At 72.1% G+C, this 24,256-nt stretch carries 21 protein-coding genes and 1 pseudogene; 13 read left to right on the top strand and 9 right to left on the bottom strand.

Annotated features, from left to right (window positions below):
* Nucleotides 1-48: 48 nt before the first annotated feature.
* Nucleotides 49-1,671: a thiamine pyrophosphate-dependent enzyme gene (locus FXF68_RS13655; RefSeq protein ID WP_148759275.1), complete on the top strand. Its 1,623-nt coding sequence runs from the start codon at nt 49-51 to the stop codon at nt 1,669-1,671.
* An 11-nt stretch (nt 1,672-1,682) separates the two neighbouring features.
* Here FXF68_RS13655 and FXF68_RS13650 read toward each other — a convergent pair whose 3' ends face one another.
* The 5 genes from FXF68_RS13650 to FXF68_RS13630 all read right to left on the bottom strand — a co-directional run bounded on the left by FXF68_RS13650 (nt 1,683) and on the right by FXF68_RS13630 (nt 5,306).
* Nucleotides 1,683-2,651 (bottom strand): YbgA family protein, encoded by a 969-nt coding sequence (locus tag FXF68_RS13650; RefSeq protein ID WP_246178655.1) that lies wholly within the window; start codon nt 2,649-2,651, stop codon nt 1,683-1,685.
* Nucleotides 2,648-3,145: an RNA polymerase sigma factor gene (locus FXF68_RS13645; RefSeq protein WP_148759273.1), complete on the bottom strand. Its 498-nt coding sequence runs from the start codon at nt 3,143-3,145 to the stop codon at nt 2,648-2,650. The genes FXF68_RS13650 and FXF68_RS13645 overlap by 4 nt, the downstream gene beginning before the upstream one ends.
* 105 nt (nt 3,146-3,250) lie before the next feature.
* On the bottom strand, nt 3,251-4,171 hold the full coding sequence (locus tag FXF68_RS13640; RefSeq protein WP_148759272.1) for a MerR family transcriptional regulator: 921 nt from the start codon (nt 4,169-4,171) through the stop codon (nt 3,251-3,253).
* Nucleotides 4,172-4,330: 159 nt separating this feature from the next.
* Nucleotides 4,331-4,864 (bottom strand): DUF4760 domain-containing protein, encoded by a 534-nt coding sequence (locus FXF68_RS13635; protein WP_148759270.1) that lies wholly within the window; start codon nt 4,862-4,864, stop codon nt 4,331-4,333.
* Nucleotides 4,865-4,889: 25 nt separating this feature from the next.
* The gene (locus FXF68_RS13630; protein WP_148759268.1) at nt 4,890-5,306 is read right to left on the bottom strand and encodes a hypothetical protein; all 417 of its coding nucleotides are present in this window, start codon (nt 5,304-5,306) and stop codon (nt 4,890-4,892) included.
* 637 nt (nt 5,307-5,943) lie between these two features.
* On the opposite strand from FXF68_RS13630, the pseudogene FXF68_RS43850 reads away from it, so the two are divergent.
* The 11 genes and pseudogenes from FXF68_RS43850 to FXF68_RS13575 all read left to right on the top strand — a co-directional run.
* Nucleotides 5,944-6,021 (top strand): annotated as a pseudogene (locus FXF68_RS43850) (Xan family putative trans-acting RiPP leader peptide); the annotation flags it as partial.
* A gap of 11 nt (nt 6,022-6,032) precedes the next feature.
* Complete coding sequence (locus tag FXF68_RS13620; RefSeq protein ID WP_148759265.1) at nt 6,033-7,838, top strand: hypothetical protein; 1,806 nt, start codon at nt 6,033-6,035, stop codon at nt 7,836-7,838.
* Nucleotides 7,839-7,930: 92 nt separating this feature from the next.
* A complete protein-coding gene (locus tag FXF68_RS13615; RefSeq protein ID WP_222869913.1) occupies nt 7,931-10,147 on the top strand; it encodes a lantibiotic dehydratase in 2,217 nt (738 codons plus the stop codon).
* Nucleotides 10,147-11,532, top strand: coding sequence for a hypothetical protein (locus FXF68_RS13610; protein ID WP_148759264.1), 1,386 nt, complete (start codon nt 10,147-10,149; stop codon nt 11,530-11,532). The genes FXF68_RS13615 and FXF68_RS13610 overlap by 1 nt, the downstream gene beginning before the upstream one ends.
* 2 nt (nt 11,533-11,534) lie before the next feature.
* Nucleotides 11,535-13,784, top strand: a complete 2,250-nt coding sequence (locus FXF68_RS13605; protein WP_148759263.1) for a lantibiotic dehydratase — start codon at nt 11,535-11,537, stop codon at nt 13,782-13,784.
* Entirely contained in the window at nt 13,781-15,010 is a 1,230-nt protein-coding gene (locus FXF68_RS13600) for a metallopeptidase TldD-related protein (RefSeq protein ID WP_187437902.1), read from the top strand. Before FXF68_RS13605 ends, FXF68_RS13600 begins: the two co-directional genes overlap by 4 nt.
* A complete protein-coding gene (locus tag FXF68_RS13595) occupies nt 15,007-16,065 on the top strand; it encodes a hypothetical protein (RefSeq protein WP_148759260.1) in 1,059 nt (352 codons plus the stop codon). The genes FXF68_RS13600 and FXF68_RS13595 overlap by 4 nt, the downstream gene beginning before the upstream one ends.
* Entirely contained in the window at nt 16,052-17,143 is a 1,092-nt protein-coding gene (locus tag FXF68_RS13590) for an NAD(P)/FAD-dependent oxidoreductase (RefSeq protein WP_148759259.1), read from the top strand. The genes FXF68_RS13595 and FXF68_RS13590 overlap by 14 nt, the downstream gene beginning before the upstream one ends.
* A 2-nt stretch (nt 17,144-17,145) precedes the next feature.
* The gene (locus tag FXF68_RS13585; protein WP_187437901.1) at nt 17,146-17,823 is read left to right on the top strand and encodes a VOC family protein; all 678 of its coding nucleotides are present in this window, start codon (nt 17,146-17,148) and stop codon (nt 17,821-17,823) included.
* 19 nt (nt 17,824-17,842) lie between these two features.
* The gene (locus tag FXF68_RS13580; protein WP_148759257.1) at nt 17,843-18,448 is read left to right on the top strand and encodes an NADPH-dependent FMN reductase; all 606 of its coding nucleotides are present in this window, start codon (nt 17,843-17,845) and stop codon (nt 18,446-18,448) included.
* A 49-nt stretch (nt 18,449-18,497) separates the two neighbouring features.
* The gene (locus tag FXF68_RS13575; RefSeq protein ID WP_246178654.1) at nt 18,498-19,583 is read left to right on the top strand and encodes a methyltransferase; all 1,086 of its coding nucleotides are present in this window, start codon (nt 18,498-18,500) and stop codon (nt 19,581-19,583) included.
* A gap of 37 nt (nt 19,584-19,620) precedes the next feature.
* Here FXF68_RS13575 and FXF68_RS13570 read toward each other — a convergent pair whose 3' ends face one another.
* On the bottom strand, nt 19,621-20,178 hold the full coding sequence (locus tag FXF68_RS13570; protein ID WP_148759256.1) for an AAA family ATPase: 558 nt from the start codon (nt 20,176-20,178) through the stop codon (nt 19,621-19,623).
* 36 nt (nt 20,179-20,214) lie between these two features.
* Here FXF68_RS13570 and FXF68_RS13565 point away from each other — a divergent pair, with 36 nt between their 5' ends.
* A complete protein-coding gene (locus FXF68_RS13565; protein ID WP_148759255.1) occupies nt 20,215-20,724 on the top strand; it encodes an Lrp/AsnC family transcriptional regulator in 510 nt (169 codons plus the stop codon).
* Here the strand turns inward: FXF68_RS13565 and FXF68_RS13560 are convergent.
* Genes FXF68_RS13560 through FXF68_RS13550 form a run of 3 tightly spaced genes read right to left on the bottom strand, consistent with a single transcriptional unit; the run spans nt 20,703 to nt 24,255 of the window.
* Nucleotides 20,703-21,431 (bottom strand): gamma-glutamyl-gamma-aminobutyrate hydrolase family protein, encoded by a 729-nt coding sequence (locus FXF68_RS13560; protein ID WP_148759254.1) that lies wholly within the window; start codon nt 21,429-21,431, stop codon nt 20,703-20,705. The two genes, FXF68_RS13565 and FXF68_RS13560, sit on opposite strands and share 22 nt — an antisense overlap.
* Before the next feature lie 33 nt (nt 21,432-21,464).
* Nucleotides 21,465-22,934 carry an APC family permease gene (locus tag FXF68_RS13555; RefSeq protein WP_148759253.1) on the bottom strand — a complete coding sequence of 490 codons (1,470 nt, stop codon included), beginning with the start codon at nt 22,932-22,934 and terminating at the stop codon, nt 21,465-21,467.
* 25 nt (nt 22,935-22,959) lie between these two features.
* Entirely contained in the window at nt 22,960-24,255 is a 1,296-nt protein-coding gene (locus FXF68_RS13550) for a YlbE family protein (RefSeq protein WP_148759252.1), read from the bottom strand.
* Nucleotide 24,256: the final 1 nt, after the last annotated feature.

Genomic DNA, 24,256 nt, shown 5'->3' with positions numbered 1-24,256 from the left:
ACCCGGCCCCGCCCGCCGCGCGACGGGCACACATACTGGAGCGCGACCATGGCCTTCACCGTCGTCGACTACATCATGACGCGGCTGCGTGAACAGCATGTCGACACGCTGTTCGGCGTTCCGGCCGCCACGTGCGCGGACCTGTTCGACAAGGCGGCCGCCCACCACGTCGATCCGGTCGTGACGGCGAGCGATCTCGAAGCCGGGTACGCCGCCGACGGCTACGCGCGGACGAAGGGCCTCGGCGCGGTCGCGGTCGCCTACGGCGTCGGCACGCTGAGCATGATCAACGCGATCGCCGGGGCCCAGGTCGAGCGCAGTCCGGTCATCGTCTTCAACGGCGGTCCGACCGCCGAGAACCTCACCAACCTGAAGAATTTCGACGTGCTGTTCTCGCACTCGAACGGCCGCCCCGACACCGATCTGAACGCCTACAAGCTCGTCACCGAGAGCGCCGTCCGCGTCGGCGCGGTCGCCGACGCGCCCGCCGCGGTCGACCGGGCGATCACAACGGCGCTCAAGAGGAAGCGGCCGGTCTACGTCGAGATCAGCAAGAGCGTCTGGAACCAGGGCTGTCCGATGCCGACCGGACGGCTGTCGCCGACCAATCCTCCTGCGGGCACCGAAAAGGAACTCGCGACCAGGATCGTCGGGCTGATCCGTGCCGCGAACAAGCCGCTCATTCTGGTCGGAACCGAGGTCCAGCGGTACGGGCTTGCCGACAAGGTCGCCGATCTGATCGCCAAGCTCGGCGTGCGCTGGTCGTCCACCCTGCTCGCCAAGTCGACGCTCGCCGAGAAGGGCAAGGGATGGGTCGGGGTCTACCACCCGCCGCATTCGACGCCCGTCGCCAAGGAGGCCGTCGAGCATGCGGATCTGCTCGTGATGCTCGGCTGCGTCTTCCCCAACGGCTACGCGCGACTGGTGACCGGCAACAACGGCCGCATCGTCTCGGCCTATGACGGCAAGGTGAAGGTCAAGGGCGGCACCAAGCAGAATGCCGAGATCGGGGCGCTCGTGGCGGAGCTCGTCGCCGCCGCCGCGACGGCGCCGCCCGGGTCCGCACCCGCCGGCGTCAATCCGGCCCCGCCCCCACCGGCCACGGGCGCACTGACGTACCGGCAGGTTTTCCAGCGCATCAGCGCCGCACTGGACGATTCCTGGATCGTCGTCCCCGACACCTTCCTCGGCGATTTCGCCGCGGCGGACCTGCCCGTAAAAGGCCGCGACGGTTTCATCTGCGGCGCCGTGTGGGCCTCGATCGGGCACTCGGTCGCCGCCGCCGTCGGCGTATCGTTCGGGTCTGGGCGGCGCCCGCTGGTCATCTGCGGTGACGGTGGTTTCCAGATGACGGCGCAGGCGCTCTCCACGATGGCGCGATACGGACGCGACCCGGTCGTCGTCCTGGTCGACAACGGCATCTACGCCTTCGAGCAATTCCTGATCGACCCCGCGTACTTCTCCAACGCCGGTGCGCAGCCGAAGCCCTACGTCGTCCTCAACCATTGGGACTTCACCAAGTTCGCGAACAGCCTCGGCGTCCGGTCCGCCACGTCGGTCGACACGGCGCGGGCGTTCGACGAAGCGCTCGCCGCCGCGAAGGCGTCGAACGCCCCGGCGCTGATCGTCGCCAAGGTCAACCCGCACGACCTGCCCATAGAACTCCCTTGATACCCGCAGGTCTACAGGTGGTGGCGGAGGACGAGGTCGGCGGGGTAAGGGTCGAGGTAGGTCTGCTGAGCCAGATAATCGAGACTTTCGCCCTCGGCGTGGTGCCGTAGGAGGGTGATGGGGATGCTGAGAGGCGCCCGTCCCTGCCGGTAGGTTTCGATGGCGTTCAGAATGTCGTGCCGGCGGCTGTCGTTCAGGTGCTCGCTCAGAATCCCGAAGATGTGCTGGAGCGCGTTGACGTGCCGACCGCGTTTCGGGCGTATGGCGAACGCTTCGTTGAAATGGCGGCGGTAGTCGGTTTCCAGGTCGTCGCGCGGGCGGGTGCCCGCTTCGGCGACGATCCGTCCCAGCACTTGATAGGTGGACGGGTCGTGCGCCAAGAGCTGCTGTTTGTGGCGGCTGTGGAAGGCGACGAGATCGCTGGGCCGCCAGTCGGCGGAGAAGAAGGTGCGGAGCCGGGCGTGAGCGAAGACGCGCTCGATGAAGTTCTCGCGGAGGACGGGGTCGTGGAGCCGTCCGTCCTCCTCTGCGGGCAGGTCGGGGAGGGCCCGGGTGACGAGGTCGGCGAACACGCCCCGGCCGCGCCGGTCCACCGGCTGGCCGTCGGTGCGTTCGCCGGGAAGCCCGGAGGCGTAGCGCGGCAGGCTCGTCAGCCCGCAGCTCGGTGAGCGTGACTTGAGCACGTATCCGTCGAGGCCGGTGAGATCGGGGATGCGGGTCTCGGCCAGGGCCGTCATCGCCTCGGTGTGGTCGGCGGCGCCGTCCTTGGTGACGATGCGTCCGCCGGTATGCAGCCGCAGCGTGGGACGGGGCGTGCCCAGCCCGATCTCCATCTCCGGGCAGACCGGAACCCAGTCGACGTGGGGCGCGAGCAGGTCGGTGAGGAACCGGTCGCGACTGTGGCCGCCGTTGTAGCGGACGGGCGCGCCGAGCAGGCAGCTCGACACCGCGAGCCGGGGACGCGGATGCTCGGTCGTCACAGCAGGTCCCTCATCCGGTGCAGCCCGCGGGCGGTGCGCGCCTTGACGGTGCCGAGCGGGACGGCCAGCCGGTCGGCGATCTCCCGCTGGGTCAGCTGCCCGTAGTGGGCCAGCATGATCGCCTGCCGCTGCGGGGCGGGCAGGCCGGCCAGCGCCTTCCGGACGTCGCACGCGGTGTCGACGGCGGTGGTGTTGTCGGGCACCCTCGCCGCGTCCTCCAACGGCACCGCTCTGCGGGAGTGGCGTGTCTCGGCGCGCAACTGGTCGATGGCGCGTTTCCGGGCGATGGCCAGGACCCAGGGCTCCAGGCCGCGCGCCGGGTCGAAGCGGCGCCGCGACCGCCAGACCTCCAGGAAGACGAGCTGGACGACGTCGTCCACGGCGTGCCCGGGCACCAGCCGGACGACATGGCGGCGGACCAGGGGTCCGAGAACGACGTAGCACTCCTCCAGAGCCGTCTCGTCGCCTTGGCTGAGTCGCTGTCCGAGCGTCATGAGGCACATCTGCCCCGCGAAAAGCGCTTCAAAACTTGTTCATAGTCGATTCGAGGGACGGAGGCGACCTCGGCGCCGCGCCGACAGAGGATTTCTTCCCGCAGGTCAGGGTCGCGTGAGCGCGGATCTGATCTCCGTGACCGCCTCCGGGAGGGCGGTCACGAGCCGGGTGGTGGACGGAATCCGGTCACGGTCCCAGCCCGGCCCGCCGAGCAGCAGGCGCACCGCCGGTCGGGAGCCCGGGAGGCCGTCCAGCCAGCCGGGGTCGCCGGTCCGCGCGGTCTGCGACCAGACGAGGACGGCGTTCGGCCCGGTCCGCCGGATCGCGGCGGCCAGCGCCGACGCCGGCACCCGCGCGCCGAGCAGGACGGCCGCGACACCGGTCTCCGCCAGCGCGGCGGCCAGCGCGTGCACCGGCAGGCTGTGCTGCTCCTCCGGCGCGCAGGCCAGCAGCACCGGACGCGGGTTCGACGGCTCCGCGGGCGGCGCCACCTCCGCCAGGCAGCCGAGCAGGACCGTCGACAGCAGGTGCTCGACCTCCACGCAGTCACCGGACGCCGCGTGCTTGCGACCGATCCCCGTCAGGACCGGGACGATCAGGCCGTCCCACGCCTCCACGACCCCGGCACGCGCGATCGCCGTCCGGACCGCCTGGGCCACCGCAGGCGCGTCCATGGCCATGGCCGCGCGGGCGAGACCCCGCACCTCCGCCGGATCCGACCCGGCGGACGGTTCGCCCAGCGGGATCCGGTTGCCGCCGGCGCCATGCCCGCGCGGGGACGGCGGGGCGCCGGGCGGCTCGTCCAGCGCGGCCCGGGCCGCCTCCGCCGGAGGGGCGCCCGCGATGATCGACCGCTGCATCGCCTCCAGCCGCGCGAGGTCGGTGGGCGTGTACCGGCGGTGGCCGCCGGGGCTGCGCCCGCTGGGGCCGATGCCGTACCGGCGGTCCCAGGTGCGAAGCGTGGCGGCCGCCACGCCCAGGCGCCGCGCCACCGCGCCCACGCCCAGCCCCGGCTCCCGATCCATTGCCCTGCCCCTGCGTTCCGGTCTCCGCGCCGCCGTCCCGACCGCACAGCGTACGATCCCCCAATCTTCGCCGGAACCGTCCCTCCCGGTTGCACTTGCCGGACGGCACGGGTTGGGCGATCTGGCGTCTCGTGCGGGTCCGCAGACTCGCTCAAGAAGCTAGGACCCGGTCGCTCCTACCTCACCTGGTTCCTGTCGCGGTGGGCGCGAACGCAGGTGCAGGTCGGCATAGACGGCGTCAGGCCCCTCGGCGGCCGTTCGTGCCGCGAGGTCTTCGAAGTAGATCCAGAAGTGAAACCCGTATTCTCGCCGCTCCGTGTAGACGTAGGGAGCCAGAACGTCCCAGAGCCGCACGATGCCCGTCCCGTAGGCCCCGATGACCAAGCTTTGGTCGATCACGTCATGGGCGACGAGTTTGCCCAGGTCGTCGAAGAACAGCCCGACGGCGCCCGCGTGCGCGCGCGCCCGCTCCGGCAAGCCGCGGTAGCCGTAATCAGGTGTGTGTTCCGCAGTCAGCTCATTGAGAACGTATTTCTGTGCCTCGAACCACGCCGGACTGCGCGTCTCTCGGAAAGCGTCGAGAACGACCGGAAGGTGGTTCCCGCCGCTGGCCAGGCGGATTTGCCGGAGCGTCAGGACCAAGGAGACGACGAGCGCGGTAATGGAGATCGTAAGGGTGGCGAGGTCAAGCACAGACACTCCTCCTGACGTAGCCGATTCACCGGGCTCGTCGGTTGAGACCGGTGCGTGTCGGACGGGCGGGCTGGTAGGCGGCGGCGAAGCGGGCGGTGTCCCATCCGGCGACCGGGACCAGGACCGGGACCGGTTCGTCGGGATGTTGAGGACGGGTGGCCAGCAAGTGCAGCAGCAGTTGCACCGCCAGGGTGGTCTTGCCCGTCCCGGGGCCGCCCAGGATCACCAGGCGGCGGCGCCGGGTCCGGCGGAAGCGGTTCGCCGCGACCTGTAACCCGTCCGCACCGGCCAGCGGGGCGAACGTCACCGCTCCCAGCACCAGCACCCCGACGACCGCCGCGAGAAGAACCAGCCACGGCCACCAGGCCCGGTTGTTGCGCACGCCCGCCATCCTGGAGGCTCCGCCCGGCAGGACGCGGACGGAGTCCACAAACGGTCTCATCCGGGCAATTGGGCTCCCAGGTCAGCGTCGGCGACGGCCAGTGGGCACGCCGCTGACGGATATACCGCCGGATGTGATCGGCGAAATCCGGAGAGGCGCTTCACAAAGCCGGGACGGCGGGCGGGAAAACGCGAAAGTCGCGTCGCCGAGTTCGGCTCCGATCTTCGGGCGTCTCGCGCGGCGCCGAGTCGGCATTCGATCTTTTCGAACTCTCATATTGATGGCCCTATCGCTGCCTCGGTCTTGGCTGATGCACCTCGGAGTAGGCGCGACTGCGGGGCACGGTAGGGCTCACCTGCGAGATAGGGAGTCCTGGTACATGCCTGGCCAGGCCACTATAACTTCAGCGCTATGTCACGCACGGTAGTGCCGTATTTACGATGGGTCGGCGTTGGAGATTCACGGAACACAGAAGATCAGACTGCCCTCGGGGTTCATGGTCGTTAAGGAGGACGAGCAACCAGCCCTGGTTCGTTCTAGACGCGAAACATATTCATTCGATTCATCGTCGACTCTCTCTCGGGAGGATGAAATGCGGAGCGATAGCACGGAGAACGCTGAGGATATTGCCCGTCCGGATCCAGAGGCGGCCGGCGGGGAGGCGGTCGTGGACGACGGCATCGACGCGGAGGACGACGACCTGGACGATCTGGACGACCTCGACTTCGATCTCGAAGAGGTCGAGGACAAGATCGCTCCATTGGCGCTGGCCTGAGGACGGCGGAGATGGTCCGTGCCGGTTCGGGGATCTCGCGTTCGGTCGGAGTCGAGGTCGACGTCAACGTCGGGCCCGCCGCGGCGTATGAGGGGCTGCGCAGGGCGTTGGACGCGCTGAGGGAGGCAGGCGCCGCCTTCGACCACGTCAAGGCCGCGCGGGGTCCGGAGTGGGCCGAGTTGTTCCCCGGTGCGGAGGGCGGCACGGACCATTCGCTCACCGAGATCGCCCTGGCACCGTCCGAGCGGAGGCTGCATCGGGAGTCCGAGCAGGTGTTCCGGGTCCTCTCCACGGCTGCCGCGGCCCTGTGCGGCGGATGCTCACAGGTGGGACGGCCGCTGGTGCTGCACGGCGTCGGTGGCGCCGACCTCCCTTCGCTGCGCGGGTTCATGCGCGCCGCCGAGCACGCCCGGACGGTGTCGGGAGAGATCGACATTGTGGCGCACGCGCCCGAGCAGGTGCGTCCTCCGCTCGGTCCCGCCGCCGATCTGCGGGCGGAGCGCGCGCGGTGCCTGCGTGGCATGGGCCTGCCGGTGGACGAGGCGGAGCTGCGCGCCGTGCTTCCCGCGTCCGACGAGGTCCCGACGAGCCGCGAGGGTGAGTTGTACGCGCGGGCCGTCGACCCGGAGGGGAACTCGGCGGATCGGCTCGCGGCGGCGCTCGCCTACTGCCGGGCCGCCTTCTTCTCGGCGAACTGGGAGGGCTCGGCCGTGGTCGCGAGCACCGCCCTGACGCTGGTGGCGGGCTTCCCCGACGCCCGAGTCCCGGGCCTGCTGGAGCAGGCCCGCAACGCCGACGAGCAACCGGAGGCCATCGAGTTCGAGCCCGGCTCCCTGGAGACGGCCGCGGACCTGCGCGCCTTCCTCTACAAGGTGCTCGGCGTCCAGGCGACCTTCCGGGGACGTCAGGACGAGGCCCTGAGCTACTTCCGCGCCATGCGTGAAGGGCACGGGCGGCTTCTGCCGGAGTTGCGCGCGCAGTCCCATCTCTACTGCGCGCTCACCTTCTCCAAGCGGCTGGACCGCGTCGACGCCGCGGGCGGTGAGCTCAGGGACGGGTTCGCCGTCGTCCCGCCCAGGGACGGCGAGCCGGACAGCGTGCGCCGCGAGCGCGGCTGGCTGCACAACCTGCGCGGCCTGACGCACTTCGCGCGCGGCGAGCTGCGCGCGGCGCTGGAGCAGGAGAAACTCGCGCTCGCCTGTGTCGAGGGGCTCGCCGATCCGAGTTCGGTGCATCTGCGCATCAACCTGCTGTCCAACGTGAGCGTGCTCCAGGAGAAGGCCGGACGGCTCCAGCAGGCCGCGCGGACGTGGGATCGGTTCAACCGGGCGGCGGGGTCGTCCAACACCGCCTTCGTCAAGCACCACGCCTACCGGGCCGCCGGGCTCGCCCTGCTGTGCGGCGACCGCGGAACCGCGTTGGAAGAGCTCGATCGGTCATTGGTCTGCGCGCGGGAGTTCGGCGACGACTTCCACGAGTGCGAGATCCGGCTGGAGCTCGGCGGGCTGCATGTCGGCGCGGGCGAGAGCGGGTCGGGCATCGCCCAGTTCACCGCCGCCGCGGCGGCCGCGGCACGGCTGGGTGACCCGTACCGGATGGCGCTGGCGAAGGCCGGCCAGGCCATCTGCGTGAACTCCCCGCCGGGCGACGAGGTGGCGCGCCTCGCCGCCCTCAGCCTGGCCAATCCGGGGAAGGCACGGCGGCTGAGCCAGAGCGTGGCGTCGCCCGACGACCAGGACGTCCGGGCGCTGCTGCCCACTCCGCGCACGAAGTTGAACCGGCCCTTCGACCTGGTCAACTTCCAGGAGCGGTCGTGAAGGGCGGGGAGTCCGCGCCGGCCACGGGCCGTCCGCGAGTCGGGCCGGCGGCCGGCGAAGCGCACGAAGCCCGCGGTGCGGCCGGTTGGGAGTTGCTGCCGACGCTGGTGGTGCGCAGCGCCGCCTTTCCATGGGAGATGGCCGCGGAGATCTCCTATCCGAAGGCGGGTGCGCTGGCGGAGGAGGTCGTCGGGCTGGAGCGAGCGGCGCGGGACCTGCTGACCACGCCGCCCTCCAACGCGGGCCGACCGAACCGGAGCGTCCTGAGCAGGCTGCGCAACCTGCGGCCGCTGCCGCCGGACGCGCCGGTGCCGGACGACTGGCTGGCGGCGTGGAACCGGACGACGTCCCGCCTGGAGCAGTACCGCCGACGGCTGGCCGAGGCCATCGAGGCGGAGGGGGCCCGCGTCGGCGACGCGTTCGACCGGGTCGCCGCGGACAAGCGCTTCCTGGACGCGGTCGTCTGCTCCTCCCCCGGCGTCTACCGGGACCTGCGTCGCGGCAAGACGGGAGCCCGGCTGCGGCGCCAGGTCGCCTCCTACATCCAGCGGCTCTGCGCCAAGTGCGAGACGATGAGCTTCTTCGGGCCGATCAACTACGGACGGGTCGCTCCCTCCGAGGCGAACGGTTTCACCTGGTCGGGCCATCTCGAATGCCTTCGGAGAGCCTTTCCCGCGGCACGCGTGGTCGACAGGCTGGTGGACCGGATTCTCGGGGAGCCCGCCCTGGTCGCCGAACTGGTCCCGCGGCGGAAGACGTGGACGGCTCCGGTCAAGGACGCCGCGAATGTCGTCGGACAATGCGACGGCGTAAGGACGGTCGCCGAAATCGGCGGCGCGATGGAGACGGAAGTGGAGCGGGCGGCCGCCGATGTCGCCGTGGCCGTCCGGCGTGGCCTTCTGACCCACGACCTGTATCCGCCCGCGACGGTCCCGGACGCACTCGGCTGGCTCCGCGAGCGCCTCCACGGGCGGGAAGATCTCGCCGCGCCGCTGACTCGGGCGGCGGACGAGATCGCCGCGCTACTCGGGCGGTATCCGGCGGCGTCGCCGGACGAGAAACTCGAACTACAGGCACGGGTGGCCGCAGTCGCGGGCGGCGACGCCGGGGAGGGCACCGGAGAGCGCTTCTACAACGATCGCGTCGTCGTGCACGAGGCGGCCGTGGGCACGCTCCAGGTCACCGTCGGAGGCGCGGTCGCCGACGACCTGGCCGGTCTCGTCCCGCGCGCGCTGGCCCACCTGGCGGCGGAGGCGGAGCGGACCCGGCGGCTCACCGGGGCGCACCTGGCCCGCCGCCTCGGCCAGGGCGTCTTCGGCCTGCGCGACGTGCTGAACGCGGGCACCGAACTGCACGTCCAGCACAGCACCCGTCTGACCAGGCGCATCACCGAGATCCTCGACACCGTGCCCGCCAACACCGCCTCGGTGGACCTGGCCGAAGCGGGGCTCCTGGACGAACCCGCTCCACCCACCGAGCCCGTGCTCTGCTCAGTGGACGTGATGGTCGCCGCGCCGGACCTGGCGGAGTACCGGCCAGGTCTGACGCCGCTCGTCCTGGGCGACATTCACGACGCCGCATTGCTCACCCCGTGGGCACTGCAATTCCATCCCGGCGCGCACCGGGCGATCCGCGACCGCGACGCCGCGATCGAGCGTGCCCTGACCGGTTGGACGGCGCTGAACGTCGTCGCCCGCCGCAGGACCGGCTTGCCACCCCTGGAGTTCCCCGGACTCGTCCTCGAACTGGGAGGCACGTCCGCCCAACCGGCTCAACGCCGGGTCGGCCTGGACCGGCTGACCGTCCACAGCGACGGCGAGCAGGTCACCCTCCGCGCGAAGGGAATCACCGAGCCGCTTCTTTTTCACAACGGGGAACTGGAAAGCGCCGTCCACACCGCGCTGGCGCTGCCTCGGGTGCGGCGTCCGCGCCTGCCCGACCTGCCCCACGTCCCAAGGCTGACATGGGGAAACGTGGTGCTTTCGCGTCGCCGCTGGCGGCTGGCGGAAGCCGAGACCGCCCCGCTGGCCAAGGCGGTGATCAAGGACCGGCTGACCGGCATGGCGCGGTTGCGGGCCGACCGCGGCCTGCCCGCCCGCTTCTTCGCCTCCTCCCCCGCCGAACGCAAACCGGTCTACGTCGACGCCCATTCTCCGGCCCTGCTCGACGGGCTGGTCCGGCTGGCCCGAACGGCGGAGCGGATCACGGTGTCGGAGGCGCTGCCGGGGCCGCGGGAGTGCTGGCTCCGCGACGGGCCGCACCGGTTCGCCGCCGAGCTGCGCTGCGTCTACCTGCGGGGAGCCGCGTGATGGGGCTTCTCGTCGTGCCCGCGCTCACGGACTTCACCACCGAGGTCTCGGCGCCGCCCGGGACCGAGGTGCTCGACCTCAACGCGCGGATGACGGCGCGCCTCGCCGACCCCGTCCGGCTCAGGGACCGGGCGGGACGGCTCGCCGCGTCCGAGGCGCTGTTCGCGCGGGCGGCCGCGGCCCGGCTGGAGCGCGGCGGGGACGCCGACGCCGGTCGTCTGCGCGCGGTGGGGCTCGCGCTCCGGCTGGCCGACGACCCGGCCGTCCGGCTGACGCTGGACGACCTGGAACTGACAGAGGGCACGACCCAGCGCAGCCGGGACGTGCTGCGCGCCGCGACCACCTGCCGGCTCTTCGAACCTGAACTGGAGGAGGCCGAGCGGGCCGCCGAGGCGCGTCGCGCCTGGATCCTGGTGGACGCCGACCAAGCCCTGCCCGCCGCGTTCCAGCTCGTGGAGCGGCTCGGGCCGGACCGCTCGACCCTCTGCGGCGCGTTCGCGGCCGCGCACGCCGAGGCGCTGCGCCGTATCCCGGAGCTGGCCGGCGTCGAAGTGCTGGCGTGGTCCCCGAACCGGGTGGTGCGCCCCGAGCCGCCAGGCGCGCGGGAACAGGTGGTCTGGGTGACGGGGACCTGTGCGCGGCGACCCGCCGGGCCGTGGGCGGGCTGGCTGGACGCCGACCACGCCGCGGCGCTCCCCCGAGACGTCCTCGACCGGTGCCGGGGCCTGACGGTCACCGTGACGCGGTTCGCCTCCCCGACGTCCGCCACCGGGATGGACGGCACCGAGGTCGACCTGCGTCCCGTCCTGAACGGCCTTCCCTCTTCCGCGCCGGTGTCGTTCGAGCTGGTGGTAGGCGCACCGGGAATGGACGAGTCGGTCGTCGACCAGTCCGTGCAGGCGCTTACCGACGACGGCCATCGGCTCGCAGGGCTGCGGCCTTATCGGATGGAGTGCGGGTCCACCTGGGCGGGCGAGGCGCTGTGCCTGGGCCCCGACCCGTCCCACGACCTCGCCCGCTGGTCCCGTTTCGAAGCGCCGCGAACACTCACTCCGACGCGGGCGCGCGACCTGGTGGCCGCCTGGCTCGACCGGCTCGCCCGGCACGCCGACCTGCACCCGGGACGCCTGGCCGCCTGCACCCTCGCCGGCCCCGCGCCGAGCGCCGACCTGCGGTGGGACGACTCCGCGGAGATCGTCACCGGCCCGGACGGCGCCCACCTGGTGAACCTGCGCTGGGGACGCGCCTTCCGGCTGCACCCCCGCCTCGTGCCCGTGGTGCGCAGACTCGCCGCCCGCGAGCCGGGCGCGCTGGACGCGCTGTCCGGCGAGTCCCGCGCCCGGCTGGTGAAGCACCTGCGGCAGGCCGGAGCGGTCGGGGGATGACGATGAGACGACGATGGCGCCTGGGCCGAATATTCGTGCTCCGGCACAGCGGCATGCCGTTCGATTGGCTTGAAGGGCTCGGCGCGTCACGCGACCTGCTGCGGGCGGCCGACGAACTGCTGGACGTGGAGCAGTCCCTCGCCGTCCAAGGCCTGCCCGAGCCCATGCGCGACGCCATCGCGGCCTGCGCGCCCGAACGGATCCCCGCGAAGAGGACCGGCCTGACGGCGTGGCGCGACAGCGCCTGCCGCTTCCGCGAGCTGTACAAGGAGGCCGACGAACACGCGACCGAGCAACTGCGGCCAGTGCTGAGACGTCCGCTCGTGGGCGAGGCGGTGTTCCTGTCGAACCCGGCCGTCTACCGGAACATGCTGCTCCCGCTGCTCGCCGCCGCCGGTCCGCTCAACGCGCGCAGGCGCCGCGCTCGGCGGCAGCTCTACACCTACCTTCAGCGCTTCTGCGGCAAGAGCGAGACCGTGAGCTTCTTCGGGCCGATCGCCTACGGCGAGACGCGAGCGGGCGACGGGGCCGTCCTGCGGACCGACCGGCCGCGCGTCCGGCGGGTGTTCCTCGCCGCGTGGGCGGCCAGGGAGCTGGCGCGGGCGCTGGCCCGCGACGCCAGGCTGCTGCCGGACCTGCGGTTCCACCTCACTCGTCCCAAGGGCGACGGGCGCGCCGCCGCCACCGAACCGGCCGATGCCCCAGCCGTCCTGGCGGCCATCGGACGGGACGGGCATACGCTGCGCGCCATCTGCCGGGAAACGGGACTGCCCGCCCGGAAAGCCGCCCACACCCTGCGTGAACTCGTCGCGGCCGGCGTCCTGGACGTGGCGCTCGGCGCGGGCCCCTACGACCTCGACCCGCTCAGCGCGTTCCGCCGACAGCTCGGCGACCTGCCCGCCAGCCCGGCCCGTGACATGTGGCTCCAGCGCCTCCACGAACTGGAGCGACTCCGCGCCGCGCTGGAAACCGAATCGTTCCCCGACAAGGTCGAGATCCTCCAGGAGTTGGAGGATCTGTTCGAGACATGCACCGGCGTTCCCGCCAGGCGGGGCGCGGGCCGCACTTACGCCGACCGGGCGATCGTCTACGAGGAATGCTCCTCCCACTTCTCCCTGGAAGTGGGCGAAGACCTCCTGCGCGACTGGGAACGGCGGCTGGGCCCGATTCTGGAGGTCTGCACCGTCCACGGCCATGCCGCCCAGCGCCAGGCGGCGCATCAGGTCGCCACCGCGATCCGCGCCGAAGACCCCCCGGCGGGACGCCCGGCGGCCATCCACGAGATGACCCTCGCGGCCTACGCGCACCGCACGACTGAACTGTTCCAGCCGCAGGGCAGCGCCTTCCAGACCGACCACGCCCCGCGCTACCGAGGGGCCGAGGACCTGCACGACCTGCTGCGGGAGGCGGCGACCCTCGACGGCGACCGGTACGCGCTGATCGACCTGTGTCCGCGGGCCACGGACGTCGCGGACCTCCGGTCGGCCGGGCTGGTCGTCGCGCGGATCCACCACCACCTGCAGATCCCGGGCTGGCTGGACGTGATGCACCCCGACCCGGCGGGCTTCGCCGCCGAGGCCGCGGCCTGGCTCGCCGAGCGCGGCGACCGGCTCGTGGGCTTCGACTTCGGGCGCCGCAACAAGGGCTACTACCGGTTCCCCGGCCGCGAGGTCGCCCTGCGCGCGCCGTCCTGGACCGACGCCGACCGGGACGACCTCCTGCGCGCCGAGGACCTGACCGTCCGGGTCGAGCACGACCGCGTCCGGCTGACCGGCCCCGACGACCGGGAGTTGCTGGCCTACCTTCCGCTCAGCGACTTCGCGAAGTACCCGCCGTACGCGGCCCTGTCCCATCCGCAGGTGCAGCACCCGGTGTTCGCGTCCGGCTCCCACGGCCGGGACGAGGAGGTGCGCGTCGCGGACGTCGTCGTCCAGCGGGCGCGCTGGCACGTCGAAGCGTCCGAGTCGGCCGGGGCCACGGCGGAGGCGCGCTTCCTGACGCTGCGGCGGCTGGCCCGCCGGACCGGATGCCGGTTCGTGTTCGTCCGGAGCCTGCGCGAGCGCAAGCCGTACCTGATCGACCTGGAGTCGCCGCTGGCCGCCGACCTGCTCTGGCACGTGGCCCCGGCGGGCGGGACGCTGACCGCCGAGGCCATGGTCCCCGGCCCGGACGAGCTGTGGCTGCGCGACGACCTGGGCCGGCGCTACGTCTGCGAACTGCGCGTCCAGGCGATCGGGCGGGACGCGCCGTGATCGTGACCTTCGCGGAGCACTCGCTGCGGTTCAGCCTGCGCTTCCGGCCGGACGGGCAGGTGCGGCGCAAGGCCGTGACGCGGCGCGGCGCCTGCTTCGACGAGCATCGCGGCTCCGGGGAGGTGCGCCACCGCTTCGCCGACGGCGACGGGCTGCTGCGCGCGCCGCACCGGCTGATCAGCGCCGACACCGCCGAGACCGCCGCACGGGTGCTGGAGCGGCCGCTGCTCCGGGTCGGGCCGCGAGCGGAGGCGGCGCTGCGCGAGCTGAGCCGGGACGCGCGGGTCACGCTCGTCCTGAGCGGCCTGCACCAGCATGTCGCCGCCGGTGCCGACGACCACGTGGACACCGACGAGCGCGGCATGTGCGCGGTGGAGGCGATCCTGGAGCGGGGACTCGCCGAAGCGGTGCCCTGGGATCTCACCGGCCCGCTGGCCTCCGCCCTCGCGGGTGCAGAGCGCATCGTCGACCGGCTCCGCGACCGCGCCGCCCGCCGCGGCGCCGACACCGTCCCGGGACGGGCCGACGTGCTGCTGGCGCCGGGCCGCGCCGGGGCCTTCTTCCACGAACTGGTCGGGCATCCGATGGAGGCCGACGTGCTGCGGTCGGGCGTCGTCTACCTGCGGCCCGGTGTCCGGCTGGCACCGGAATGGCTGACCGTCAGCGACGGCGCCGTGCGGGCGGCGGCGGGCTTCCGGGCTCGGATCGACGACGAGGGAAGCGCCTGCACCGAGGCCGTCCTCGTCCGCCGCGGAGTCGTCGCCGTCCCGATGACCGACCGTGTCACGGCGGGATTCGACGCGCGTCTCGAACCGACCGGTCACGGGCGCCGCCTCGACTACCGGCACCCCGCGATCCCGCGCATGACCCACACGTGCGCGCTCGCGGCGGCGCCGCCCGAACCGCCGGAGCGCGACTGGATCGAGCCGTACGGCCTCCGCCCGGAGACGGTGAACCCGTCGACCGGCGACTTCACCTTCCTGGCCCTCGCCCCGATGCTCCATCGCCTGGACGAGCCGCCGCTGCGGCTGCCCCGGCTCCGGCTCGCGGGCAACGCCCGCACCGCGCTCGCCGCCCTGCGTCCCGCCGATCCCGCGGTCGGGGAGGACGGCCGGGCCCGGCGCGGCTGCGGCAAACTCGGACAGTTCCCGCTGCCGGTGACCTTCGCCAACGCCGGCATGGTGCTGCCCGCCGGGACGGTCTCGATCAAGGTGGCCGGGCCATGAGCGACGAACTCGTCGTCCTGGCGAGGGGCACCATGACTCCGGGGCCCGGCGGGCCGAACCTGCGGCTGTCCGCCGACCACGTGTCGATGAGCCGTGACGACGCGGGCGCGGTCCGGGCGTCACGGCGTTCGTCCGAGGTCGGCGGGGATCCGGCCATGGACGCGGTGCGCGGCCTGCTCGCGGCGGCCGCGTCCGCACTCGGCCGGGCACCGGTCCAGAGCGTGCTCGCCGAGGTGCGGGAACTGCCGGGGCGCGGGTGGCGGCAGCTTCGCGTCCTCGCGCGCGTCGAGACCTCCCTCGGGCCTCTGTTCACCGGGCTCGCCGCCCCCGGCGCGAGTCGCGCGCCCGACGTGTCGAGTGGCCTGGACGTCCCGCCGTACGGCTTGCGTCCCGGCAAGCCGCCGCACGGATGGCGGGCGCTCCCGCTGGTGATGCGCCCCGCCGTGGCGGCGATCCCGGCCGCGGGCACCGCCCTGCTGCTCGCCTCCCGCACGGCCCGGGCCCGCACGGACCGCCTCGACGGCCGACGCCTCCTCGGGACGCTGTCCCTGACCGACCTGCCCGCGGCGCATCCCCCGGCGACCTCCGACGACGCGGGCCACCCGGCCGACGCGATCCGGCTGGTCGAGGCGGGCGTCCTCGTACCGCTGCGGATCGAGGCGACGTCCGGCGCCCCGCGCGGCCGCGCCGTGTGGGACCACGACCGGCAGGCCCTCTACCCGGCCCCGCAGTCCCGCCTCCGGCTGTCCGCCGCCCGCGCTCCGGCGCCCGGCCCCGCGCTCGAACTCCGGTGGCCGATCGAGAGCCTGCGGCGCTACGACCCCGACGGCCTCCTCTCGCTGATCTGCGTCGCCCATGCCTCCGACCAGCCGGACCGGTGCTTCGCCGTACGGCTCCGCGGCCGTCCGCAGACCCTCCTGCGGGCGGTCCGGGGCGCGGTCGCGGACACCTCGGCGGTCGCCTGCGCGGACGCCCACGTCACGACCCCGCCGCTGCTGCTGCCCAACGCCCGCGAGCTCGAGGCGAAAGGAAGGTGCGCCGTTGACACGCTCTGACTTCGCGCTGGTGGGAGGCGGCATCATCGGCGCCTGCCTGGCGGAGGAACTCGCCGCGACGGGCGCGGCGGTGACCGTCCTCGACGCGGGCCCGGCGCCCGGCCACGCCACCGCCCGCGCCGCCGGACCGGCCGCGCCCGCACTGCGGCACGTCGCCGACCACGTCTTCTACGGCTGGCTGCGGCAGGCCGCGGCCAGTCTTCAGGAGGACGTCGATCGGCTGGAGCCCGTCCATGGCCGGTTCAGCGTTCCCCAGCCGATTCTGCATGTGCTTCGGGCCGAGGAGGCCGATCGGGTGGCCCCGCATCTGCCCGCGACGGCTTCCTCGGCCCAGTGGATCTCGTCCGCCCAGGCCGCGGAACTGGCGACCGGATTCCGCCTGCCGGACGATCGCCGCTACCTGCTGGAGCAGACGGCCCTGGCGGTGGACGGCTCGCGCTATCTGTCAGCCGTCCAGGCACGCTGCGCCCGGCTCGACGTGGTCTGGCGGCAGGACACCGTCGTCCAGGACGTCCTGGTCACCGACGACGGAGTCGAGCTGGCGACCACCGACGGCCCCGTCCACACCGACATCGCGATCGTCACAGCGGGAGCATGGTCGGGGACGGCGGAGCTGACCGGCCACTCCGTTCACGTGCGACCGGCGCGCAGGCAACTCGTGACGCTCGCCGCCGCATCGGTCCCGCCGCTGATCCTCTCCTCGAACCGCCACCTCGCTCCCGGAGTCGCCGGAGACGTGATCGTCGGGACCGACGAAGAGGAGGCCCCCGGCTTCGACGACCGCTGCGACGTCGCCGGGATCACCGAACTGCTGCATTTCGCCGCCACCGCCCTGCCCGCCCTCGCCCGCGCCGCCCCGGTCGACCTCCGGTGCGGGCTGTGCCCCGCACCGGCGAGCGGCCGCCCCTTGATCGGCCGCGTGCCCGGGCACCGGCGCCTCTGGCTCGCGACCGGGCACGCCGGGCACGGCCTCCTGACCGCCCGGCACACCGCACACGGTCTGACCACCGCGCTCACCAAAGGACAGTGGGACACCGTCCCGCGCATGATGTGCCCGACCCGGGCGCTGGAGGGATGACCATGCGCATCGATCACGTGATGATCGGCGCACGCCGCGTCGAACCCGTCCGGGACCTGCTGCGCGAGCGCCACGGTCTCGGCCTCGTCCTGGGCGGACGGCTGCACAACGGCACCACCTGCTGGATCGTCCCGTTCGACACACCCGACGTGCAGTACATCGAGGTGGTCGTCCCGCACGACGAAGCCGCCATGGAGCGCACGGGACGGCGCGAGGCGTTCATGGACCGCACCGCCACCGGTCCCGCCTTCCTGGGCTGGGTCGTCCAGGTCGACGACATCCAGGGGACGGCTGAGCGGATCGGCAAGGTCCTCGGCGAGGACGCCGGGCTGCGGCACGGGGAGTCCGTCCGAGCCGACGGGCAGCGCCTCCCGTGGACGGAGGCGGGCTTCGCCGCCGCGTGGCGGCAGCCGTCCCGCCCCTTCTTCCTGGAGTGGGGCGCCTGGCCGGAGCGCCGGGCCCGGGTCTCCCGCGAACTGTCCGCCGCCGCCCACCGGCGCACCCCCACGGCGTTCACCTCGATCACGGTGGGCGGCTCCGACGACCTGTCCGACTGGCTCGGCGACGCCGGGCTCCCCGTCGTGGTCGACCGCGCCGCACCGGACGGCGTGCACGAGGTCGCGTTCACCGTCCGCGACGACGAAGACCGCGGCGGCGAGGCGACCTTGAGACTGCCATGACCGAGACGGAGGAGCCCGCATGAACGTGGCACCGGAAATCATCTTCCTCAGCGGATCCCTCAGCGAGGACTCGAAGACCCGCCTCATCGCCGACTGGTGCGCCGCCCTGTGCGTGGAGCGCGGCGCACTGACCCAGGTCTTCCGCGGCGCGGATCTGGAATTCCCGTTCTACCGTCCCGGCACCAAGGCGCGGGACCGGCCTGAGATAAAGAACTACCTTCGGGCGATGGAAAAGGCGGACGCGGTCGTCCTGGTATCGCCCGCCTATCACGGCGGCGTATCCGGCCTGCTGAAAAACGCGATCGACTACCTCAACGAACTGGGAGAGGCCAGCCGACCGCTGCTGGACGGCCGGGCGATCGGCTGCGTCGCCGTGGCACGCGGAGAGCAGGGCGCGGCGAGCACCCTCGCGATGCTGCGGACGATCGGCCACGCGCTCCGCGGCTGGCCCACCCCGCTCGGCGTCGCCCTCTCCAACGAGCAGGCACAGACCGACAGCGGCGGCGTCCCCCGGGTCGAACGCACCCGCGCCCAACTCAAGGTGATGCTGGGCCAGGTCATTTCACACTCCCGCATCAGCGCCCGCAGAAAGGCCAGCCGAACTCCAGCGGGCACGCGCCAATGACATCCAGGAGGTCCCTACGAGAAGCAACCAACTCCGAAGGAGCCGACTCGTGCATGAGCACAGCCAGACGCTCCCCCGGTCCGTCGTCCCCAATGGCGCGTGGGGAGACGCCGAACTGAGGCGCCGAGCCGACCTGGCCCTCCCGATGGCGATCCGCGTCGCGGCAACCTTGCGGCTGGCGGACCACATCTCCCACGAAGGAAGCTCGGCGAAAGAACTAGCCGCTCGCCTGCAAGTCGACCAAGACGCCCTCAATCGACTCCTGCGATATCTGACGACCGAGGGCATCCTCGCCGACGACGCCGCAGGTCGCTACCGCCTCACCCCTCTGGGAAAGCCCTTGCGGGATACTCATCCCCAAAGCGTGCGCGCGGTTCTGGACATGGAAGGCGCTCTGGGAAGGGCGGAACTCACCTTCGTCGAACTGCTGCACACCGTCCGCACCGGCGAACCTGCCTACGCCACCCGTTACGGCCGCCCCCACTGGCAGGACATGGAGGAGAACCCTCACCTGGCAGCCGATTTCGACACGTTGATGTCCACCCGGATGGCCGCCTGCCTGCCCTCGATCACCCGGGCGTTCGACTGGGGAGCGCTGGGCCACATAATCGACGTGGGCGGCGGCAATGGCCGACTTCTCGCCACCCTGCTGACGGAGTTCCCGCTCCTCCGCGGCACGCTCATCGAGCAACCCGGTCCGGCGACCACCGCCCGAGCCTTCCTGGCCAAAAACGGCGTGACCGACCGGGCTCAAGTAAAAGAAGGCGATTTCTTCGGACCTCTGCCACCCAAGGCAGGGGCCTACATATTGGCGAACGTCCTGCACAACTGGGACGACCAGTCCTGCCTGACGATCCTGCGCCGATGCCGCGAAGCGGCCGACGACTCGGGTCGAGTCTTCATAATCGAACACCTCCGCACGGACGGCAGCGCCCCCAAAGCCGCCCTGGACCTCCGCATGCTGCTCCTCTACGGCGGAAGCCAACGCAACCTCGAAGACTTCGCCCACTTAGCAGCCAGTACTGCCCTAGTAATCCACACCACCCACCCCGCCGGAGAACTCACCATCCTCGAACTCCACCCCACCACCCCGAAGCCCATCCGACGCGAGAAGGACGATCCGTCCGCGCCGTAATCTACGTGGCCACACATTCATCGGCCATGTCGCGGTCCTATGGGAGCCGAAAGTTCTCGCTCTTGAGTGCCTCGCGTACCACCTCAAGGGTCTGGTCCGGGGATTGGTCGCCGGTGTCCAGGACGTGGCCCTCCAGGTCCGCCAGGTCGGCGAACTGGTCCCACATCGCCAAGACCGGTTCCGCCGCGGTCAGGGCGTCCGGGCCGGTGCGGGCTTGGGCGCGCGCCAGGGTCGTTTCCCGAGCCGGGCGCAGGACGATGTAGTGCATCGACATGTAGTGCATCGACATGGCGGGGTCGTCCCGCTTGGCGCGTTGGAAGTGGTGCAGCATCCAGGGCCCGATGATCCCGTCCACGACCACGGTGTAGCCACCCTCGGCGTAGGCCAGGGCGGCCAGGGCGATCACCCGCAGAACGGTCTGGTTCTGCCGGTCGGACTCGGGCAGGTAGGGCGGAACCGCACCGGCGGCGATGAAGTGCCAGAAGTCGTCGGTGTGGAGGTGAACCGACTTCTCGAACCCCGCCGCCAGCGCCGCGGCGGTGGTGGACTTGCCCGCGCCCGGCGGTCCGGTCAAGATCACGACCTCGCCTCGCATTCTCCTGACGCTACAGGGGAGCGATATTCTGAGCGGGTGGGTGGCAAGGAGAGGGCTCAGGACGGGGCGCGGGCGGGCCAGGCCACCCCTTCGATGGCGGCGCTGGACAGTACGGATCGGGAGATCCTCCGGATTCTGCAGAAGGACGGGCGTACGTCCAACTCCGCGATCGCGCGGACGCTGGGGATCACGGAGACGACCGTGCGGAAGCGCATCGCGGCGATGCGCGAGCGGGACCTCATGGAGATCGTCGCGGTGCCGACCCCGCGGCTGGCCGGGTACAACATCTCGGCGATCATCGGGCTCTCGGTGAGCCTCCCCTACCTGCGCGAGGTGAGCCAGGCGCTGGTGGGGGCGCCGGAGGTCCGCTACTGCGGGCTGTCGACGGGGCGTTTCGACGTGATGATCGAGGCGTTCTTCTACGACAAGGAGCACCTGCTCCGGTTCACCACCGACGTGCTCGGGGCGCTGCCGGGCATCACCGCCGTGGAGACCTCGCTGATCCTCAAGATCGAGAAGTTCTCCTACGAGTGGGAGCTCGGCTGAGCGGTCCGGCGCGCCGCCGCCGCGGCGACGAGCTGGGCGAACAGGCCGGTCATGCCGCTCTCCTCCGCGTGGCCCTGGACGCCGCAGGCGAAGGCCCGGTCGCGGATCTCGATGCCCTCGACGACGCCGTCCTCGGCCCAGGCCGTCTCCACCACTCCGCGCCCGAGGTTGCCGACGGCCTGGTGGTGGTGGGTGGCGATGTCGGCGCGATCACCGAGCGCGGCGTACAGCCTGCTGCCGGGCAGGATGATGATCGGGTGCTTTCCGAATCCTGAGCGGTCCGGCAGGTGCGCGTCGGTGCCGACGACGTCCGGGAGGTGCTGGACGAGGGTCCCGGCACGCACGACGTTGAGCAGCTGCATCCCCCGGCAGATGCCGAGGACGGGCAGGTCGGCGGCCAGGGCGGCCCCGGCGAGCCGGAGCTCCCACTCGTCCCGCAGGGCGTCGGCCGGGCGGACGGACGGGTGGGGCCGCGCCCCGTACCGGCGGGGGTCGATGTCCGTTCCCCCCGCCAGCACCAGGCCGTCGAGCCTCGCGACCACGTCGGGCGCCGCGTCCGGCTGGGGAGGGAGGACGACGGCGGTCCCGCCGGCGGCCAGGACCTGCTCGTGGTAGGCCACCGGCAGGACGACCGCTCGCCGCCGCCAGACGTCCCATGCGGCCTCGGCCAGGTCGGCGGTGACGCCGATCAGCGGCCGGTCCGTCACGTCCGCCTCACGGTGGGCGATCGGGCCGGGCAATCAGAAGACCTCGGTCTTGGTCAGCCGCTCGTAGACCTCGGGCTGGTTCTTCCTGAGCCGCAGCGACCGGACGGTCCCGATGAGGAACGCCAGCGGGATGAAGCTGAGAAGCAGGACGTTCACCCAGTCGGTCCGGCCGGAGAGCAACTCGAAGTTGCGCGCCACCAGCCACGACGCGACGCCGAGTCCGACGAGGCTGAGCACCGGCGCGACCGTGGTGCTCCACACGGTGAGCCCGTGCGCGGTGTCCATCCGGTTGAAGTAGACCGCGATCGCGAGCGAGCACACCGCCTGCAGGACGATCACGGCCAGCACGCCCGGCGCCACCATCAGCAGGAAGACCTGGAGGTACGGGTCGGCTCCGGCGATCGCGAAGGCGATGATCGCCACCAGGCCGATGATCCCCTGGACGGCGCTCGCCACGTACGGCGAACGGTGGCCCGGGTGGACGCGGGCGAGCCCGCTCGGCAGCATCTTCTCGCGACCGAGCGTGAACAGGTACCGCGACGCCGTGTTGTGGAAGGCCAGCGTGGACGCGAACGCGCTGGTCACCAGAAGGACCTCCATCACGACCACCGCGCCGTGCCCGACGTACTTCTCCGTCGCGGCGAACACCAGTCCGACCGGGTCGGCTGTGGCGGCGTCCACGATCGACGCCTTGCCGTAGGCGACGTACACGATCCAGGCCATGAACGTGTAGAAGAGGGCCAGGAACCCCACGGCCAGGTAGACGGCCCGGGGGACGGTCCGCTTGGGGTCGCGGGCCTCCTCCGAGTAGATCGCGGTCGACTCGAACCCGATGAACGCGCCGAACACGATGGCGAACATCGCGCCCGTGCTGCCGCCCGCGAAGACCGACGACGGGGAGAAGGAGTCCAGGTCGAGGCCCTCCGCGCCGCCCTGCCAGAGCACCGGCGCGGCGAGGACGAGCAGGACCACCGCCTCCGACAGCAGGGCGACGCCGAGCACCTTCGCGCTGAGGGAGATCTGCCGGTGCCCCAGGTAGACGACGATGGCGAGCGCGGTGAGCGAGAACACCGGCCACGGCACGTCGACGCCCAAGGCGTCCTCGACCGGCGCCTTCGCGAAGGCGCCGACCGCGCCGAGCTGGCCGATGGCGATCACCGAGTACGCCGCCGTCGCCAGGGTGGCCGCCCCGCCGCCGACCGGCCGGCCGAGCCCCTGCCCGATGTAGGAGTAGAAGGCGCCCGCGTTCTTGATGCGCAGCGCCATCCGGGTCAGGCCGACCGCGAACAGCAGCAGGACGATGCCCGCGACGAGCTGCGCGCCGGGGGCGCCGATCCCGCCGATCATGAAGGCCAGCGGGGCGAACCCGGCGACCACCAGCAGCGGTCCGGCCGCGGCCACGACGAAGAAGGCCAGCTCGAAGGGCCCCATCCGGCCCTGGATATGGGACTCGGCCTTCGCCGCTCCGCTGCCGGTGGGGGTCACCTGCTCCGAGTTCGTCATGGCTCACTCCAGGGGTGTCATCGGGTCAGGAGGCTGGGGAGGTGGGGTAGCGCTCGGCGTAGGCGGCGGCCGCGGCGGTGAACGCCTCGATGCGGGGACGCAGGAGGCCCGCGCCGATCTGGCCTCCGGAGCGTCCGGCCAGGCCGCCGTCGATCAGGGGGGTGCGGCCGGTGGCGATCACGGCGTGCAGGTCGACGCCCACGGGCGTGCCGCGGAAGCCGAACGCCGGGATCTTGTAGTCGGGGTGCTCCGCCGAGGTGATCTCGTACATCGCCTCGTTGTTCTCCAGCATGGCTTGGAACGTTCCGCCTTGGTAATCCATCAGGGACGGGGCGCACGCCTGGGCCATTCCGCCGAGGCCGACGGTCTCGGTGACGCAGCTCTCGCCGCCGATCCATTCGGCGTCCGCCTCGGTGAAGCCGTCGAAGAAGCGTCCTTGCAGCTCGGGGTGGCCGCCGCGGAACCACTCGTCGCCGAGGCCGCTGACGCGGACCGCGAACTCGCGGCAGTTGATCGCCATTCCGGTGAGCAGGCTGCTGTGCTCGACGCCGTGGGCGGCGTCCGCGGTGGCCTTGGCCGCGGCCATGCTGAGCCGGAGGAACGTGTAGTCGTTCGCGAGGAAGAAGTCCATGACCTCCTCGACGCGCGCCCGCCACTCGGGCGTCGTGGCCAGGGTGAACAGCCGGGGGGTCAGCTCCCGCTGGAGCAGCAGGGTGGCCGCCGTGTTGCGGCTGTGCAGCTCGTCGCCGAGCCGCAGCGCGCGGGCCATCATCGGCTTGAGCGGGATCGGGGCGTCGGAGAGGCTCTCGGCCAGCACCGGCGCCATGGTCGTCTCCAGCCACCGCAGGCCGTCCGCGACCTCCTGGTCGTAGGAGCCGTAGTTCAGGCGGTAGCGGCTCTTGCCCTCGTAGAAGTTGCAGAAGGCGGTGTTGCCGTGGGCCTCGTCGCGGACGACGAACACCGGCATCGACGCGGTGTAGATCCCGGCGACCGAGCCGATGCAGGCGTGCTGCTGGGTGGAGCGCACCTGGATCTCGCCCCGGTCGATCTTGGCCTCGGCGTCCTCGACGCTCCCCGCCAGGCCCTCGTAGACCGCGCCGTACAGGATGGCGCGCCGCTGGCCGCCGGTGTACTCGGGCCATTCCAGCGGCGCCCCGGACGTCAGGATCGTCGTGGGCGTCATCCCGGGGACGACGTCACCGGCCGCGGCCACCCCGACCAGCACGGGCTCGGCGCCGACCAGCCGCTCCAGCGCCTCGGCGTTGGCCTTCGCGCGCCGCGGGTCCGCTTCGGCCGAGACCGATTCGTTCACGGTGGTCATC

It is taken from the genome of Actinomadura decatromicini (assembly GCF_008121305.1).
Lineage (GTDB): Bacteria > Actinomycetota > Actinomycetes > Streptosporangiales > Streptosporangiaceae > Spirillospora > Spirillospora syzygii.
Note: the sequence above shows the minus strand (reverse complement) of the source record. Positions and strands in the feature narration are given on the sequence as shown.